Source organism: Pseudomonas sp. RA_105y_Pfl2_P56 (assembly GCF_963970845.1).
Taxonomy (GTDB): Bacteria; Pseudomonadota; Gammaproteobacteria; order Pseudomonadales; family Pseudomonadaceae; genus Aquipseudomonas; species Aquipseudomonas baetica_A.
The window spans coordinates 107,582-122,201 of the sequence record NZ_CAXAPL010000015.1 but is presented as its reverse complement, the minus strand read 5'-3'; the positions used below and the strand labels follow the sequence as shown (position 1 = coordinate 122,201).

General features: G+C 57.4%; 17 protein-coding genes and 1 pseudogene. 10 read left to right on the top strand and 8 right to left on the bottom strand.

From position 1 onward, the window contains the following. The first annotated feature begins 652 nt into the window (after window positions 1-652). Both AACY11_RS12945 and AACY11_RS12940 read left to right on the top strand, forming a co-directional pair. On the top strand, window positions 653-1,498 hold the full coding sequence (locus tag AACY11_RS12945) for a GAF domain-containing protein (protein ID WP_339494929.1): 846 nt from the start codon (window positions 653-655) through the stop codon (window positions 1,496-1,498). Next, window positions 1,498-1,944, top strand: coding sequence for a hypothetical protein (locus tag AACY11_RS12940; protein WP_339494927.1), 447 nt, complete (start codon window positions 1,498-1,500; stop codon window positions 1,942-1,944). The genes AACY11_RS12945 and AACY11_RS12940 overlap by 1 nt, the downstream gene beginning before the upstream one ends. A gap of 1,012 nt (window positions 1,945-2,956) precedes the next feature. Here the strand turns inward: AACY11_RS12940 and AACY11_RS12935 are convergent. Further along, window positions 2,957-3,799 (bottom strand): annotated as a pseudogene (locus AACY11_RS12935) (YifB family Mg chelatase-like AAA ATPase); the annotation flags it as partial. Between the two features lie 291 nt (window positions 3,800-4,090). On the opposite strand from AACY11_RS12935, the gene AACY11_RS12930 reads away from it, so the two are divergent. Then, window positions 4,091-4,597, top strand: coding sequence for a nucleotidyltransferase family protein (locus tag AACY11_RS12930; RefSeq protein ID WP_339464696.1), 507 nt, complete (start codon window positions 4,091-4,093; stop codon window positions 4,595-4,597). Window positions 4,598-5,031: 434 nt separating this feature from the next. On the opposite strand, the gene AACY11_RS12925 is transcribed toward AACY11_RS12930, so the two are convergent. Then, window positions 5,032-5,292 carry an accessory factor UbiK family protein gene (locus tag AACY11_RS12925; protein ID WP_016772581.1) on the bottom strand — a complete coding sequence of 87 codons (261 nt, stop codon included), beginning with the start codon at window positions 5,290-5,292 and terminating at the stop codon, window positions 5,032-5,034. A gap of 413 nt (window positions 5,293-5,705) precedes the next feature. Between AACY11_RS12925 and glnK the strand changes: the two genes are divergently transcribed. The 4 genes from glnK (at window position 5,706) to sutA (ending at window position 8,487) form a co-directional block, all read left to right on the top strand. Continuing rightward, on the top strand, window positions 5,706-6,044 hold the full coding sequence (gene glnK, locus AACY11_RS12920; RefSeq protein ID WP_002555808.1) for a P-II family nitrogen regulator: 339 nt from the start codon (window positions 5,706-5,708) through the stop codon (window positions 6,042-6,044). 36 nt (window positions 6,045-6,080) lie between these two features. Beyond that, a complete protein-coding gene (locus AACY11_RS12915; protein ID WP_221730843.1) occupies window positions 6,081-7,418 on the top strand; it encodes an ammonium transporter in 1,338 nt (445 codons plus the stop codon). A gap of 215 nt (window positions 7,419-7,633) precedes the next feature. Then, window positions 7,634-8,059: a secondary thiamine-phosphate synthase enzyme YjbQ gene (locus AACY11_RS12910; RefSeq protein WP_339464640.1), complete on the top strand. Its 426-nt coding sequence runs from the start codon at window positions 7,634-7,636 to the stop codon at window positions 8,057-8,059. A gap of 101 nt (window positions 8,060-8,160) precedes the next feature. Then, on the top strand, window positions 8,161-8,487 hold the full coding sequence (sutA, locus tag AACY11_RS12905; protein WP_007920420.1) for a transcriptional regulator SutA: 327 nt from the start codon (window positions 8,161-8,163) through the stop codon (window positions 8,485-8,487). A 122-nt stretch (window positions 8,488-8,609) separates the two neighbouring features. On the opposite strand, the gene AACY11_RS12900 is transcribed toward sutA, so the two are convergent. From AACY11_RS12900 to lptM, 6 genes are read right to left on the bottom strand one after another with little or no spacing between them, the layout of a single operon-like run. Continuing rightward, window positions 8,610-9,317, bottom strand: a complete 708-nt coding sequence (locus AACY11_RS12900; protein WP_339430482.1) for an HAD family hydrolase — start codon at window positions 9,315-9,317, stop codon at window positions 8,610-8,612. Continuing rightward, window positions 9,314-10,213: a tyrosine recombinase XerC gene (gene xerC, locus AACY11_RS12895; protein WP_339430481.1), complete on the bottom strand. Its 900-nt coding sequence runs from the start codon at window positions 10,211-10,213 to the stop codon at window positions 9,314-9,316. Before xerC ends, AACY11_RS12900 begins: the two co-directional genes overlap by 4 nt. A gap of 2 nt (window positions 10,214-10,215) precedes the next feature. After that, window positions 10,216-10,941, bottom strand: a complete 726-nt coding sequence (locus AACY11_RS12890) for a DUF484 family protein (protein WP_221730839.1) — start codon at window positions 10,939-10,941, stop codon at window positions 10,216-10,218. Window positions 10,942-10,954: 13 nt separating this feature from the next. Continuing rightward, window positions 10,955-11,785, bottom strand: a complete 831-nt coding sequence (gene dapF, locus AACY11_RS12885) for a diaminopimelate epimerase (RefSeq protein ID WP_339430480.1) — start codon at window positions 11,783-11,785, stop codon at window positions 10,955-10,957. 3 nt (window positions 11,786-11,788) lie between these two features. Next, the gene (lysA, locus tag AACY11_RS12880; RefSeq protein ID WP_339430479.1) at window positions 11,789-13,036 is read right to left on the bottom strand and encodes a diaminopimelate decarboxylase; all 1,248 of its coding nucleotides are present in this window, start codon (window positions 13,034-13,036) and stop codon (window positions 11,789-11,791) included. Between the two features lie 9 nt (window positions 13,037-13,045). After that, window positions 13,046-13,219 (bottom strand): LPS translocon maturation chaperone LptM, encoded by a 174-nt coding sequence (gene lptM, locus AACY11_RS12875; protein ID WP_007911098.1) that lies wholly within the window; start codon window positions 13,217-13,219, stop codon window positions 13,046-13,048. 302 nt (window positions 13,220-13,521) lie between these two features. On the opposite strand from lptM, the gene cyaY reads away from it, so the two are divergent. From cyaY to rnk, 3 genes are all read left to right on the top strand, one after another. Next, entirely contained in the window at window positions 13,522-13,854 is a 333-nt protein-coding gene (gene cyaY, locus AACY11_RS12870) for an iron donor protein CyaY (protein ID WP_339430478.1), read from the top strand. 4 nt (window positions 13,855-13,858) lie between these two features. Further along, window positions 13,859-14,080, top strand: coding sequence for a DUF1289 domain-containing protein (locus tag AACY11_RS12865; RefSeq protein WP_339430477.1), 222 nt, complete (start codon window positions 13,859-13,861; stop codon window positions 14,078-14,080). Between the two features lie 129 nt (window positions 14,081-14,209). Beyond that, window positions 14,210-14,620 (top strand): nucleoside diphosphate kinase regulator, encoded by a 411-nt coding sequence (rnk, locus tag AACY11_RS12860; protein WP_221730835.1) that lies wholly within the window; start codon window positions 14,210-14,212, stop codon window positions 14,618-14,620.

Below are 14,620 nucleotides of genomic sequence, written 5' to 3'. Positions count from 1 at the left end.
TTGGGATAGGAGCTTCGTTGGCGCATGGAAATCCTGGCGATAAGGGTGATCGCGTCCGCTTAAAAATAGGCGGACACCATCGCCCTTAATTCCGGATTTCTGAAGGTGTGTTCGCTGGCCGCTTACCTTGAATCTTTGATCGCTTTGCAAAAAGCATCCCCAATGCACTCGTACGTTTCCACCAGAGACGATAGCCCGACTCAACCGGCGGGCCTCTAGGCTCAGGGCGTGTAGCTAGCGGCATCCTGGCGGCGTGCATTTCCCGATGTGTTCAAATCCCATCGAAAAATGTGGCGAAGGGTTGCTGAATTTTCAGCGAAAGATTATCCGAGAGCCGTAGCCGTCTACCCTCGTAAGGTATTCGACTGCAAGAATCAAACATAGACATCATGCCGCTTAAAAACGGGTGACTCTTGGGTAAAAATGATTTTGCTCTCGAGTATAGTAAATTGTTCAACTTGAGCTACAGTCGGAAATATCACGCCGCTTTTTTGATCTTAAGAGATTCATCTACCACCTTATGTCGACTTTCTCCTATCCCAAGAGTTATGGTGTTAGGTTTGACTTGTCACATGAATCCGAAAGAATAGAGACTCTTGAGTTTAGCGCGCGGATGTCGGAGTCGTATAAAACTGGCAGGAAGTTCAGAGCGATGTTACGGACAGGCCCAAAAAGAAAAGTAATTTATGCCGTTTCTGGTTACATCTACGTTTTGGCTGGCCTGCTATCGTCGGGCACCATCTGGCTTATGGATGTAGAAAAGGACGACAGATGGATCGAACAAAAGCCCATAGTCTGGATGCTGATCGATCGTTTCCAAGAGTTCGGAATATGGCTAATTTTGGCGATCGCTCTTATCGTCATAGTAACGGGATTTGTCAAGCATTTGTCGGATCCTTGGGTCGTGGAAAAACTCCAATTTATTTTGGACGAATACCAAGGCAAGGCTTTCAAGAATCTTAATGTCCCAAAGGATCATAATAGAGTAACTCTATTTAAGTACCGTGAACGGCTATTTTTCAAACGTCATTGGCAGGAGCAGAGCACTTCGAAGTGGAGTCCATTTAAGACGAGGAGGTGGTGCGGGAGTTACCTAGTGCCCTATATGCGATCAGCGCATCTGACCCTAAACACCAAAACAGTTTTTTTCATCGACAATGAAAATAGTGCCAAAACTCAAGGAGTTGCAGGCCTTGCATGGTCATCGCGCCAGGTTGCTATCCTTCCAGACCTTCCCGAGATAAAGCCGACCAGCAGTAATAAATCCAAAGAGACCTATGCTAAGGTGACTAAATCGTCAGTAAGATTTTTGGAAAGATATCTTACCGAAGGGAAAACACCGCCCCGCTCGATGGCAGCGGTGCCCGTAGAATGCAATGGAAAGCTCTGGGGGGTGATTGTTTTGGATAGTTTGGATCCATTAGGAGTTACGCAGGAGTCAGTAGAGCATTACACGCTTACCGTTGCCCTTATTGGGCACCTTTTGGAGAGAGCCTAATGCACACATCACTTGAAGAGTGGGTTTTGGTCTCCCAACATGAGCTGAATGAGGTCGAGTCTCAGGAGCAGCGTGGCCTTAAACTCCAGTTTATGGTGGCCCCCGCCGACCTTCCGACCGCTTGGCGTATTACCCATGAGAGTAGCAATATTGCTGAAGTGGAATTTAAATATTTGGGTGGAAATGAGCCTAAATCCACTGAGCACGTTAATAGCAATGTGACGTTGGAAGTTGGAAAAAATAGCAAGAGAATATATAAGATCACGCTTGATATGCACAAGGTTGCAGCGTCGGGTGAGTTGATGATTTCTCGGGCAGCCGACGTTGTTGAGCATAGCTCATGGCTCAATAAGAACAACTCAGATGTTATCCATAGGTTTTTAACTTCGAAAAATTCGAAGATGGATATTATTGAGCGCATGGAGTCAAGCGTAATCGGTTTGTGATGTATGGCAGGTGGCAATAAAATGCGCCTGTCAATATAGAGAAAATATCCTCAATTTGAGAAGGTGCGCTAAGTAAGTCAGTATCGTAAGACAGCCGCGTGTCCAAAGATTTACTAATCGCCGTATTAGCGTGGAGACTCCGCCGTACTGCCATGTAATTGCACGGCGATGGTGTCCTCACTATTGCCTCCTACTACGCTCATTCGAACGGTGATCCTGTGGGGAGTGGGGAGGACGGCTGACAATAGAATAGGAAGTTTCTTACGAGTTGCCATTCTATTGATATATGACATTTGAATTGCTTTGAAGGGGTGTCGCGCAGCTCTTAGGCCTTCTGGGGAGGAGCTTAAGTATTTAGTTGTCAATTTTTCTCTTTTGGTTGGACTGCGCAGGGAGGTAGTAATCTCGGTTATATTAATCCCTACATATTCGTCAAATTTCCCCTTCATAATTGATAACCCGAATCGAAGTGTGGGAAATAAAAAATGTCTGATTATTTCTGAGCATGGTATCCGAACAGTGTAGTGGATGCCTCTGCAAAATATATGATTAATGAATTTCGTGAACGAAAGATGGGGGTCTTTCGCACGAGATATTATTTTTACTACATCCTCTGTAGATTCGGCCTGTCGAGAGATAACCAGCTTTGCCTGAGACGGATATATCGGCCGTGTCTGGCGCCATCTGATCGTGCCCGTGGCCTGCCTGCCGTTTTTCCAGCGAGAGCCGGGTTTCACGTGCTTAATGGCAGATACCGGAAGATTTAACACTCGGACGTACCGCTTGGTCCGCGGCGGGGGATCCTCATCACAAAAACAAAAAAACTGCAGGGAGAGAGCAGAAGGATCTTCGTCAATACAGCTGATTTCTCTGATCCCGAGGATTTCCCAGGTACGAGAGTCGTTTGCTAATTGGTGTATGAATTTCACGCCACTTCCAAAACATCATTATCAGATAAAAATGGAATTTATCATGCTCTGGTGTGTGGTCGCATTTATCAATAGGTTTTACAGCCACCGACCAGTGCCGGGCCGGACGCTGAGTGATGGGGTTGGCGAAACGGTCGCTGTGGCCAATGGGTCAACGGGATGCCGCTGGCCACCGACTGAATCGCTGCCACTTCCAGCGCTTCGCATTCAGACAGCGGCGGCAGCAGCCCCGGCAAGCGACTCGCCAGCAAGGTCTTGCCCGTCCCCGGTGGCCCGCTGAACAACAGGTTGTGCGCGCCCGCCGCTGCAATCAGCAGGGCGCGTTTGGCCGACAATTGTCCCTGCACTTCATTGAGATCGGGGTAGGGTTTGGCGGCATGGATCAAACCGTCAGAAACGTAAGGCTCGACCGGCGTATGCCCATTGAAATGGGCGACTGCCTCCAGCAAATGATCCACCGCAAACACCTTCAACCCTGAAGCGAGACACGCCTCCTCGGCATTTGCCCGTGGCACCACCAGCGCCCGCCCGGCCTTGCGCGCCGCCAGCGCTGCCGGCAACACTCCTCGCACTGGCCGCACGGCGCCGGACAATGCCAGCTCACCGAGACACTCCACATCGTCCAGCGTGAGACACGGCACCTGCACACTCGCTGACAGAATCCCCAAGGCAATCGCCAGATCAAACCGCCCGCCATCCTTGGGCAGATCCGCCGGCGCCAGATTCAAAGTGATCCGCCGCGCCGGAAACTGCAGCCCGGAATTGATGATCGCGCTGCGCACCCGATCCTTGCTCTCCTTCACCGCTGCTTCGGGCAGGCCGACCATGGTCAGCGACGGCAGGCCGTTGGCCAGATGGACTTCGACGGTAACGGCGGGAGCATCCACGCCAATTTGGGCGCGACTGTGGACGATGGAGAGGGACATGGTCGTTCCTTGAGCTGAATCGGGGGGCCGCTTCCTGCGGGTTTTTGAAGGGTAGTAGGGGGCGGGGGAGTTGGAGGGGTGGGGGCGTGGGTAAACTTTCACGGGATGTTGCGAACGTATGGCTCTGGTCGCAACCGGGAAATGACTATTGGATGTCGTCTTGTGGCCGCCAGCCTTGAACCTGCGGTGGTTACACTGGCCTGTGTCGAAATCGTGAAGAGTTGAAACGTGACAACGGCCGTGAAACAGATAGAGCAAATCCAAGTGCTAATCGAGGCGGATCCAGTGCGTATGCGGATATTGCGTCTGGTGCAGAGCCTTGGATTACCTGATTGCTGGATAGGGGCGGGATTTCTGCGTAGCGCCGTATGGGATCGATTACACCAGCGCGTTTATTCGCCATTGCCATCGGACATTGATGTCATCTGGTTCGATCAAGAGCGGGCCACTGTTGAATCAGACACTGAACTGGAGGCTTGCTTACGGAATATTGACGCCTCATACAACTGGTCAGTGAAGAACCAGGCGCGTATGCATCTGCGAAATGCTGATGCGCCTTATGCGAGCGCAATTGATGCCATCAGGTTCTGGCCGGAAACAGCGACGGCAATTGCCATAAGGCTCGGTACGCAGGGCGTTCTGGAGGTCGCAGCACCGCTTGGTCTGGATGACCTCTTCGATCTTGTTGTTCGGCCTACTGCGAGGTTCCAAACCGAGAAGCATGCAGTTTACCTGGATCGTTTACGTACCAAGGATTGGCTGGGTGTATGGCCAAACCTGAAGGTTATCGACTACTGACAATTGTTTGCAGGCCTCAACCATCAGGGCGGGTGAAGCTGTAAGGCGTTAGGTAAGTGTCATCTTGATTCATCGAACAGCTCCTCTTGCTTTAGGGCTGCCCTCGATCGTCGCCAAACGATCGGGTGGCAGTTGTACGCGGGTTGGCGAGCCGGAGCAAAAGGAACCCGGCAGACCCGAAGATCTCCCACGCACAACCGCCATAACTCGATGAGGCGTTACATCTAGCCGCCATCAGATGGTGGTCGTGCGCCTTAAGCTTTCCAGGTCGCCAAACTCAGTGCTGAATATTCAGCATAGGGTGAGCTTAGGAACCGGGGCTTTTCGGCGCAATCGGACGGCGGTCACTCAGGTTGTAGGACGTTGCCGAGATCATTGAAGGGCTGAAGATCAAAAGATCGCAGCCTTCGGCAGCTCCTACAGGGGGAGCAGGGTTACTCGGCTGGCGGATTCAGCTTCGCTTCCATCTCGGCCACCTTCGCTTCGAGGCTCTCAAGGCGAGCGCGAGTGCGCGCCAGCACAACCATCTGGCTATCGAACTCTTCACGGCTGACCAGATCGAGTTTGCTGAAGGCACTTTGCAACAGCATCTTGAACTGGCTTTCGATTTCGGCTTTCGGCAGCGGGGTGTCGCCGCTGAACAGGCGAGAAGCGGTGCCGCTCAGGGCGTCGAGGAAGTCTTTGGGCGCGAGCATGGGAAGTGTCCTGGAAACAATGGCCGGCAGTGTATCACGCAGTGTCTATAGTCAATCTCGCAGGCCGGGATGCACGCTTTTCGCGCAAGAGCATGGGCGGCAGCGCACCGTTGTTGTGCGTAACCGGATGGCCTTTTGCACGAAGGTGCTTGCGACAGCGGCCAAGCGATTGAAATCAGTGGGTTTTGGCGAGATGGCAAGGTTTCTGCTTAGTGACCTGTGACCCATGCACTGATGCAGTCGCTGTGACGAATGCAGTGCGGCAGGCGGAACGGGGAGTTTCGTCTGATGCGGTTAGCTGGCGTCAGTCGGGCAGTCAAGGCCGACGATGCGTTACAAAGCCAGGCACTGCGCTTAGACTTGAGTCGGGTTTGTTTTCCTGGGGCAAGTCCACCAATTCGGGAGAAAGTTTCATGAAGCTAGTCACTGCCATCATCAAGCCGTTCAAGTTGGACGACGTGCGCGAGTCGCTGTCCGAAATCGGCGTGCAGGGCATTACCGTTACTGAAGTCAAAGGCTTCGGCCGGCAGAAGGGTCACACCGAGCTGTATCGCGGCGCGGAATATGTGGTCGATTTTCTGCCCAAGGTGAAAATCGACGTGGCCATCGACGACAAGGATCTGGATCGCGTTATCGAGGCGATAACCAAGGCGGCCAACACCGGCAAGATCGGTGACGGCAAGATCTTCGTGGTCAATCTGGAACAGGCGATTCGTATCCGTACCGGCGAAACCGATACCGACGCGATTTAAGCCGCCACAAACCCCAACGCCCCAGGAGAAAACAATATGACTCTGCGTAAATTCGCAGGGCTAGGAGCCCTGTTGTCCATCGTAATGCCAAGCCTTGCAATGGCGGCAGACGAAGTGGCGGCCCCAGTCCTCAATTCCGGCGACACGGCCTGGATGCTCACCTCGACAGCCCTCGTGCTGTTCATGACCATCCCGGGCCTGGCGCTGTTCTACGGCGGCATGGTTCGCTCCAAAAACATTCTTTCCGTGATGATGCAGTGCTTCGCCATTACCGGTCTGATCAGCATCCTGTGGGTCATTTATGGCTACAGCATTGCGTTCGACACCACCGGCATGGAGCAGGGCGTCGTCAACTTCAACTCGTTCTTCGGCGGCATGGGCAAAGCGTTCCTCGCTGGCGTTACACCTGACAGCCTGACCGGCCCCGCCGCGCTGTTCCCTGAGGCGGTGTTCATCACCTTCCAGATGACCTTCGCAATCATCACCCCGGCGCTGATCGTCGGTGCGTTCGCCGAGCGGATGAAGTTCTCCGCGATGCTGATCTTCATGGGCGTGTGGTTCACCCTCGTTTATGCGCCGATCGCACATATGGTCTGGTCCGGTAACGGCGGCCTGCTGTGGGACTGGGGCGTACTCGACTTCGCTGGCGGCACCGTTGTGCATATCAACGCCGGTATCGCAGGTCTCGTGGCGTGCCTGGTGCTGGGCAAGCGCAAAGGCTTCCCGACCACTCCAATGGCTCCGCACAACCTCGGTTACACCCTGATGGGCGCGGCGATGCTGTGGTTCGGCTGGTTCGGCTTCAACGCCGGTTCCGCTGCGGCGGCCAACGGCACCGCCGGTATGGCGATGCTGGTCACTCAGATCGCTACCGCTGCGGCGGCGCTGGGCTGGATGTTCGCCGAGTGGATCACCCACGGCAAACCTAGCGCACTGGGCATTGCCTCGGGTGTGGTGGCCGGTCTGGTTGCGATCACTCCGGCTGCCGGCACCGTGGGCCCGATGGGCGCACTGGTCATTGGTCTGGCGGCGGGTGTGGTGTGCTTCTTCTGCGCCACCACCCTGAAACGCAAACTCGGTTATGACGACTCCCTGGATGCGTTCGGCGTACACGGTATCGGCGGTATTCTCGGCGCGATCCTCACCGGTGTGTTCGCTGCACCGTCGCTGGGTGGCTTCGGCACTGTCACCGACATCGCCGCTCAAGTATGGATTCAGTGCAAAGGCGTCGGCTTCACGGTGATCTACACCGCGATCGTCACTTACATCATCCTCAAGGTACTGGACGCCGTGATGGGGCTGCGTGTGACTGACGAAGAAGAGTCGGTGGGCCTGGATCTGGCACAACACAACGAACGCGGCTACAACCTGTAAGTACGCGCACTCAAGAATTTGCCCGGTTCGCCGGGCATTTTTTTGTCTGGGATTTGTCATTGAAGGACAAGCTGAAAGGATTTTTCGTACGGCTTTTGTCGTGTTTATGAAGGGTGTTTTTCTGCGGGCAATGGCTTACACCATTGCAGGAATATTAGGGCCTTTGTTTTTTCCCAGAGCGCGCTAGAATGCGCCCCGAACGTGCGGAGAACTGTATGTGGCAGCAGACTCTGATAACCCTGCGGGCGCGACCCCGGGGCTTTCATCTGGTGACGGACGAGTTGATCAATGGCCTGCCTGAACTCAAGGCGTGCCGGGTCGGTCTTTTGCATCTGTGGCTGCAACATACCTCGGCGTCGTTGACCATCAACGAGAACGCCGATCCGGCGGTCCGTCGCGACTTCGAACGATTTTTCAATCGTCTGATCCCACAAGGAACAGACGGCTATGAGCATAACGACGAAGGCCTGGACGACCTCCCGGCGCACTTCAAGGCCAGCGTGCTGGGTTGCCAGATCTGTCTGCCGGTTTCGGCAGGTCGACTGGCACTGGGCACCTGGCAAGGCGTTTATCTGGGCGAGCACCGTGATCATGGCGGTGCCCGTAAAGTCCTTGCCACCTTGCACGGTGAAGGGGCATAGCCGCTGATCAGCAGCGGCGAATGATTTTTTAACGGCGACTTTCGACAGTTGCCAAAGCTGGTCTATAACTAATCTGCTTTTCGCAAGTCATGAGGTAGAACATGAGCGACGATGATCTGGAAAACGACGACCTCGAAGTAGGCGACGAAGACGAGGCCGAGGAAGGCCTGGAAGCAGCAGCGGAAGACGTTGCTGACGACGATGGCGGTGACGATACGCCGGCCCCGGCTGCCAAAGGCAAAGCCAAGGCTGCGGTGTCGGTTGACGAGTTGCCGAGCATTGAAGCCAAGAACAAGGAGCGCGACGCCCTGGCCAAGGCCATGGAAGAGTTCCTGTCGCGAGGCGGAAAAGTGCAGGAAGTGGAGGCCAATGTGGTCGCCGATCCGCCCAAGAAGCCGGACAACAAGTACGGCAGCCGCCCTATCTGAGGCGTGCCGCTTGCTTGCTGAAAAAGCCCGCCGTCGCTGCGGGCTTTTTCATGTCTGAAATAAAGTTTTTTGGGTGCGCCGCTATCCCTCGCGGGAGCGGGCTTGCTCGCGAATGCGGTGTGTCAATTTGAGGAAGCATTCCAGCGTGCGAGCACCGCCGGCAAATCAGTCAGGCTGCGAATTTCGGCATCCGGCAAATGCTCCGCTTCCCAGACTTTGCCCGCCGGGTTGAACCATACCGCGCGTAATCCCGCTTGCTGCGCCCCGGCGATGTCGTCGCCTGGATGATCGCCAATGTGTACGGCCACCTCAGCGCTCACGCCACCACGCTGCAAGGCTTCGTGAAACAGCCGCGCATCTGGTTTGGCAATGCCGATGTCCTCGGCGCACAGCGCGAACTTGAAGTAATCCGCCAGCCCTAAACGACGCACATCGGCATTGCCGTTGGTGACCACGCCGAGGGCGTAATGGTTGGCGAGAATCTCCAGCACCGGCTCGACCTCGGGAAACACTTCGATCTGATGCCGTGCATGCAGAAACACTTCAAAACTCTTGTCCGCCAGAACCGAGGCTTCGCCGTGGGTGTATCCCGCTTCTTCCAGGGCATGGAACAGCACTCGCCGACGCAGCGCGCTGATGCGGTGTTTGAGGCCCGGTTCATTGGCCAGCACCCGCTCGCGGATCGACCACAAGTGTTCCACCGGCAGCGCGCCCAGATTCGGTGCGTGTTCGCTCAACCATTCGCGTAAAACCGCTTCGGCGCTGGCGATCACCGGAGCGGTATCCCACAGGGTGTCGTCGAGGTCGAAGGTGATCAACTGAATGCTCATGAATCATCGCCTTTCATGCGTTTGGCCCGTGGATGGGCGCTGTCGTAGACCGCCGCCAGGTGCTGGAAGTCCAGATGGGTGTAGATCTGCGTGGTCTTGATGTCCGAGTGGCCGAGCAGTTCCTGCACCGCGCGCAGATCCTGCGAGGATTCCAGCAAGTGGCTGGCGAAGGAGTGCCGCAGCATGTGCGGATGCAGGTTCTGCCCCAGTTCGCGTTCGCCGGCGAGTTTGACCCGCACCTGAATCGCTCGCGGGCCAAGGCGCCGGCCTTGCTGGCTGACGAACACGGCGTCGTCAGCGGGGTTGGTCATCGCCCGCAACGGCAGCCAGTGCTCCAGTGCTTCGCGGGCCTTTTTACCCACCGGCAGCAAACGGGTTTTGCTGCCCTTGCCGCGCACTTGGACCATGCCGTCGGCGAGGTCGAGCTGATCGAGATTGAGCCCGGTCAGCTCGGAAAGGCGCAGGCCGGAGGAATAGAACAACTCCAGAATCGCCTGATCACGCCGTGCCAGAAAATCATCCTCAACGGCGCCTTCAAGCAGTTGCAGTGCGCGGTCGGTGTCGAGGGTTTTCGGCAGGCGGCGTTCGCCTTTCGGGGGCGCCAGACCGGTGGCCGGGTCGTGGTCGCAAAGGCCTTCGCGATTGAGATAGTGATAGAGCCCGCGCACTGCCGACAACAAGCGGGCGAGACTGCGCGAAGACTGGCCCTGTGAATGCAGGCGAGCGACCAGGCTGCGCAGGCGCTGGATGTCCAGTGCGCTCCAACTGGCGATGTTCTGCTTGATGCACCAGCCGAGCACTTTATCGAGGTCGCGGCGGTAGGCCGACAGCGTGTGCGGCGACACCTGTCGCTCACTGCGCAGGTGTTCGCAGTAAGCGTCCAGTTGCCGTTCCATGCTCAGCGTACCGAGCGCAGGGAGCTGTTGACCCGTGGCAGCACGCGGCCCATGACTTCGGCGATGTAGCTTAAGAACAGCGTGCCGACCGAACTCTTGTAATGCTGCGGGTCGCGGCTGGCGATGGCCAGAATCCCGTGGATACCTTGATGGCTGACGGCGACCACGGCGGTGGAGCCGATCTGCTTGCGCTGTTCTTCGCCAAACAGGAAGTCCAGCTCATGTTCACGCAGGGTGCCGCTGACACTTTTGCCTTCGGTGAGCAAGCCGCCGATGGCGGTTTGCGCGTCGGCGTGGCTGACCCAGCGGCCGACCGGGGCCGGGTTGTCGCCAAGCAGGATGAGGCTGACAAAAGGCACCTGAAAGTCCTGGCGCAGGCTATCTTCGACGCAGATGACCACGTCTTCGAGGCTGCTGGCGTCCATCAGGGCGAGGATCAGGCGGCGGGTCTTGTCAAACAGCCGGTCGTTGTCGCGGGCGACGTCCATCAACTGCGAAAGGCGATGACGCATCTCGATGTTGCGGTCGCGCAGAATGGTCATCTGGCGTTCGACCAGCGACACGGTGTCACCGCGTTGGTGGGGAATGCGCATCGCCGGCAGCAGTTCCTGGTGTTCGACGAAGAAGTCCGGATGAGCCTCAAGGTATGCGGCAACCGCTGCCGCCTCCAGGCTCTCGGACGCTGATTCGTCGGACTGTCGGGCGGGTACCTGAGGCTTATCGGTCATGGCTTCTGCTCACTCAAAGACGCACTTGTCCTTCGTATACACGTACTGCCGGACCGGTCATCAGCACCGGTTGGCCAGGGCCTGCCCATTCAATGGACAGACGCCCGCCGGGCAAGTCGATCAACAGCGGCGAATCCATCCACCCCTGACTGATTGCAGCAACCGCCGCGGCACAAGCGCCGGTGCCGCAGGCCTGGGTTTCCCCGGCGCCACGTTCCCAGACGCGCAACTGCGCGCGGTGGCGGTCGATGACCTGGAGGAAACCGACATTGACCCGCGCCGGGAAGCGCGGGTGGTGTTCGATTTTCGGCCCCAGTTCATGCACCGGTGCATTGTTGATGTCCTGCACACGCAGCACGGCGTGTGGGTTACCCATCGACACGGCGGCCAGTTCGACCGTGGTGCCGTCGACTTCGAGCTGATAGCTGATAGCCTGCGCCGGTGCTTCGAACGGAATGTCCGCCGGCACCAGGCGTGGAGCGCCCATGTTCACACCGATCTGGCCGTCGTTACGCACGTCCAGTTCGATGATGCCGCCCTTGGTCTCGACGCGGATCTGGCGTTTGGCGGTCAGACGCTTGTCGAGCACGAAGCGGGCGAAGCAGCGCGCACCGTTGCCGCACTGCTCAACTTCGGAGCCATCGGAATTGAAGATCCGGTAGCGGAAATCCACGTCCGGATTGCTCGGCGCTTCGACGATCAGCAACTGGTCGAAACCGATGCCGGTGTGCCTGTCGCCCCACTGCTTGGCGTGTTTGGGCTGAATGTGCGCGTGCTGGCTGACCAGGTCGAGAACCATGAAGTCATTGCCCAGGCCGTGCATTTTGGTAAAACGCAGCAGCATGGGTTACTCCGGCAGCAGGCTTTCGCCGGCAAACAGCTCGGCCACGGTTTCGCGGCGGCGCACTTCAAATACCTTGTCACCGTCTACCAACACTTCGGCGGCACGGCCACGGGTGTTGTAGTTGGAGCTCATCACGAAGCCGTAGGCACCGGCCGAATGCACGGTCAGCAAGTCGCCTTCTTCCAGCGCGAGCTCACGGTCCTTGGCGAGGAAGTCGCCGGTTTCGCAAATCGGGCCGACGATGTCGTACTTGCGCGCGGCCGTGTCGCGTGGTTTGACGGCGGTGACGTCCATCCAGGCCTGATACAGCGCCGGGCGGATCAGGTCGTTCATGGCCGCGTCGACGATGGCGAAGTCTTTGTGTTCGGTATGCTTGAGGTATTCGACCTGCGTCAGCAGCACGCCAGCGTTGGCGACGATGAAACGGCCCGGCTCGAACACCAGCGCCAGATCGCGACCGTCCAGGCGCTCGCGCACGGCTTTGATGTAGTCAGCGGCCAATGGCGGCTCTTCATCGCGATAACGCACACCCAAACCACCACCGAGATCGATGTGGCGCAGGTGAATGCCGCAATCGCCGAGACGGTCGACCAGAGCCAGCAAGCGATCGAGCGCGTCGATGAAGGGCGGCAGCGTCGTCAGTTGCGAGCCGATGTGGCAATCGACACCGATCACTTCCAGGTTCGGCAGATGCGCGGCGCGCACGTACACGTCTTCGGCGTCGGCAATGGCGATGCCGAACTTGTTCTCTTTGAGACCGGTGGAAATGTACGGGTGGGTGCCGGCGTCGACGTCCGGGTTCACACGCAATGAAACCGGGGCGCGAACGCCCAGCTCGGCGGCGACGACTTGCAGGCGTTCGAGTTCGTCAGTGGATTCGACGTTGAAGCAGTGCACGCCGACTTCCAGGGCACGACGCATGTCGTCACGGGTTTTGCCAACGCCGGAGAACACGATCTTGTCGGGGCTGCCGCCAGCGGCGAGTACGCGCTCCAGTTCCCCACGCGAAACGATGTCGAAACCGGCGCCGAGGCGGGCCAGGACATTCAGAACGCCGAGGTTGGAGTTGGCTTTGACGGCAAAGCAAACCAGGTGCGGCATGCCGGCCAGCGCATCGGCGAAGGCCAGATACTGGGCTTCGATGTGTGCGCGCGAATAAACGTAGGTGGGCGTACCGAAACGGTCGGCGATGGCGGACAGCGCCACACCTTCCGCGAACAGCTCCCCGCCACGGTAGTTAAAAGCGTCCATGGCGATCCCTTATTGGTAAACGTCGTGCTTGTGTGCTTTGGACGGCTGCTTTTGCGAAGACTGGGCTTGCTCGGCCGGGTCCTGATCGTCATCCGGCAGGTACAGCGGGCCTTTTTGACCACAGGCCGAAACGAGGCAGGCAACCGCGACGAGCGCAGCAAGGGAAGAGATCAGGCGCTTCATGGCGAAATCCTTGAAAATGCGTTAATTGCGCCGGAGTATACCGGCCACCCGGCAGCTTGCCTATGCGACGGGGTTCCCGTCCGGCGGGGGCACGGATACGCATCATGCCCTGTGGGAGTGGGCTCGCTCGCAAAAGCGGTGTGTCAGGCCGAGAACAGGTTGAACTTGCCGGCCTCTTCGCGAGCAAGCCCGCTCCCGCCGGTAGTGCGTTTGGTCCTTGGTCGTTATCCTTTGCAATCGGCCGGCGGCGTCCGTATCTTTCGGCGCTTGAGCCTGATCAGACATTTTTTGAGGTTGCCGCAATGAGTTTGTCCGAAGCCCGTTTCCACGATCTGGTCGATGAAACCCAGGAAAAACTGGAAGACATCTTTGATGAAAGTGACCTGGATATCGATCTGGAAAGTTCGGCCGGCGTGCTGAGCGTCAAGTTCGAAAACGGCTCGCAGCTGATCTTCAGTCGTCAGGAGCCATTGCGTCAGCTATGGCTGGCGGCCGTGTCCGGTGGTTTCCACTTCGACTACGACGAAGAGAGCGAGCGCTGGATGTGCGACAAGAGCGAAGAGCAGTTGGGCGAAATGCTCGAGCGCATCGTCAAGCAGCAGGCCGGTGCCGAATTCGACTTCGAAGGTCTGTGATTCCGTGACTGACACCGCTCCCGTTCGTCCGCCCAAGCCGCTCTACAGCAACATCAGTCCGGCGGTGCCTTCGCCGTGTAGCGGGGTGTGCCGGCTGGACGAACAAAAGGTCTGCCTCGGCTGTTTCCGGCATGTCGAAGATATTCGTGAGTGGCGTTCGGCAGACGATGAGCGGCGGCGGGTGATTTGCGCGCAGGCACAGCAACGTCGCGCCACAAGGGCGTGACTTGTATATTTTTTGAGCTGTGATAGTGTCCGAACACGCCTCAACCCATCGAGGCCTGATGAAAACCCCGTCTTTTTTTGGCGGGGTTTTGCTTTTTTTGTGTGCAGAAGAAAGGAGTCTGCTCGGATCATGACCGCACCTTCCATCACCCTTACTCGTCTGGACGTGCAGCGTCTGGAACGCCTGATCGACAGCCTGGACGACACGCTGCCGGGCGTTATCGCGCTGCAAACCGAACTGGATCGCGCCGATACCCTGGTCAGCCACGAAGAAGTGCCTGCCGATGTCGTCACGATGAACTCCCGCGTGCATTGCCGCGAAGAAAGCAGCGGCAAGGATTATCACCTGACGTTGGTTTATCCCAAGGATGCCAACGCCGATGAAGGCAAGATCTCGATTCTGGCGCCGGTTGGCAGTGCGCTGCTGGGCCTGAAGGTCGGTCAGCACATCGACTGGCCGGCACCCGGTGGCAAGACCCTGAAACTGACCTTGCTGGAAGTCGAATCGCAGCCGGCCAACGGCGGCGATTTCCGCGAATAA

Bases quoted from the DNA above. Each gene is read 5' to 3' on its own strand.
- AACY11_RS12945 (WP_339494929.1), top strand. From the start codon at position 653: ATGTTACGGACAGGCCCAAAAAGAAAAGTAATTTATGCCGTTTCTGGT.
- AACY11_RS12940 (WP_339494927.1), top strand. From the start codon at position 1,498: ATGCACACATCACTTGAAGAGTGGGTTTTGGTCTCCCAACATGAGCTG.
- AACY11_RS12930 (WP_339464696.1), top strand. From the start codon at position 4,091: ATGCGGATATTGCGTCTGGTGCAGAGCCTTGGATTACCTGATTGCTGG.
- AACY11_RS12925 (WP_016772581.1), bottom strand. From the start codon at position 5,292: ATGCTCGCGCCCAAAGACTTCCTCGACGCCCTGAGCGGCACCGCTTCT.
- glnK (WP_002555808.1), top strand. From the start codon at position 5,706: ATGAAGCTAGTCACTGCCATCATCAAGCCGTTCAAGTTGGACGACGTG.
- AACY11_RS12915 (WP_221730843.1), top strand. From the start codon at position 6,081: ATGACTCTGCGTAAATTCGCAGGGCTAGGAGCCCTGTTGTCCATCGTA.
- AACY11_RS12910 (WP_339464640.1), top strand. From the start codon at position 7,634: ATGTGGCAGCAGACTCTGATAACCCTGCGGGCGCGACCCCGGGGCTTT.
- sutA (WP_007920420.1), top strand. From the start codon at position 8,161: ATGAGCGACGATGATCTGGAAAACGACGACCTCGAAGTAGGCGACGAA.
- AACY11_RS12900 (WP_339430482.1), bottom strand. From the start codon at position 9,317: ATGAGCATTCAGTTGATCACCTTCGACCTCGACGACACCCTGTGGGAT.
- xerC (WP_339430481.1), bottom strand. From the start codon at position 10,213: ATGGAACGGCAACTGGACGCTTACTGCGAACACCTGCGCAGTGAGCGA.
- AACY11_RS12890 (WP_221730839.1), bottom strand. From the start codon at position 10,941: ATGACCGATAAGCCTCAGGTACCCGCCCGACAGTCCGACGAATCAGCG.
- dapF (WP_339430480.1), bottom strand. From the start codon at position 11,785: ATGCTGCTGCGTTTTACCAAAATGCACGGCCTGGGCAATGACTTCATG.
- lysA (WP_339430479.1), bottom strand. From the start codon at position 13,036: ATGGACGCTTTTAACTACCGTGGCGGGGAGCTGTTCGCGGAAGGTGTG.
- lptM (WP_007911098.1), bottom strand. From the start codon at position 13,219: ATGAAGCGCCTGATCTCTTCCCTTGCTGCGCTCGTCGCGGTTGCCTGC.
- cyaY (WP_339430478.1), top strand. From the start codon at position 13,522: ATGAGTTTGTCCGAAGCCCGTTTCCACGATCTGGTCGATGAAACCCAG.
- rnk (WP_221730835.1), top strand. From the start codon at position 14,210: ATGACCGCACCTTCCATCACCCTTACTCGTCTGGACGTGCAGCGTCTG.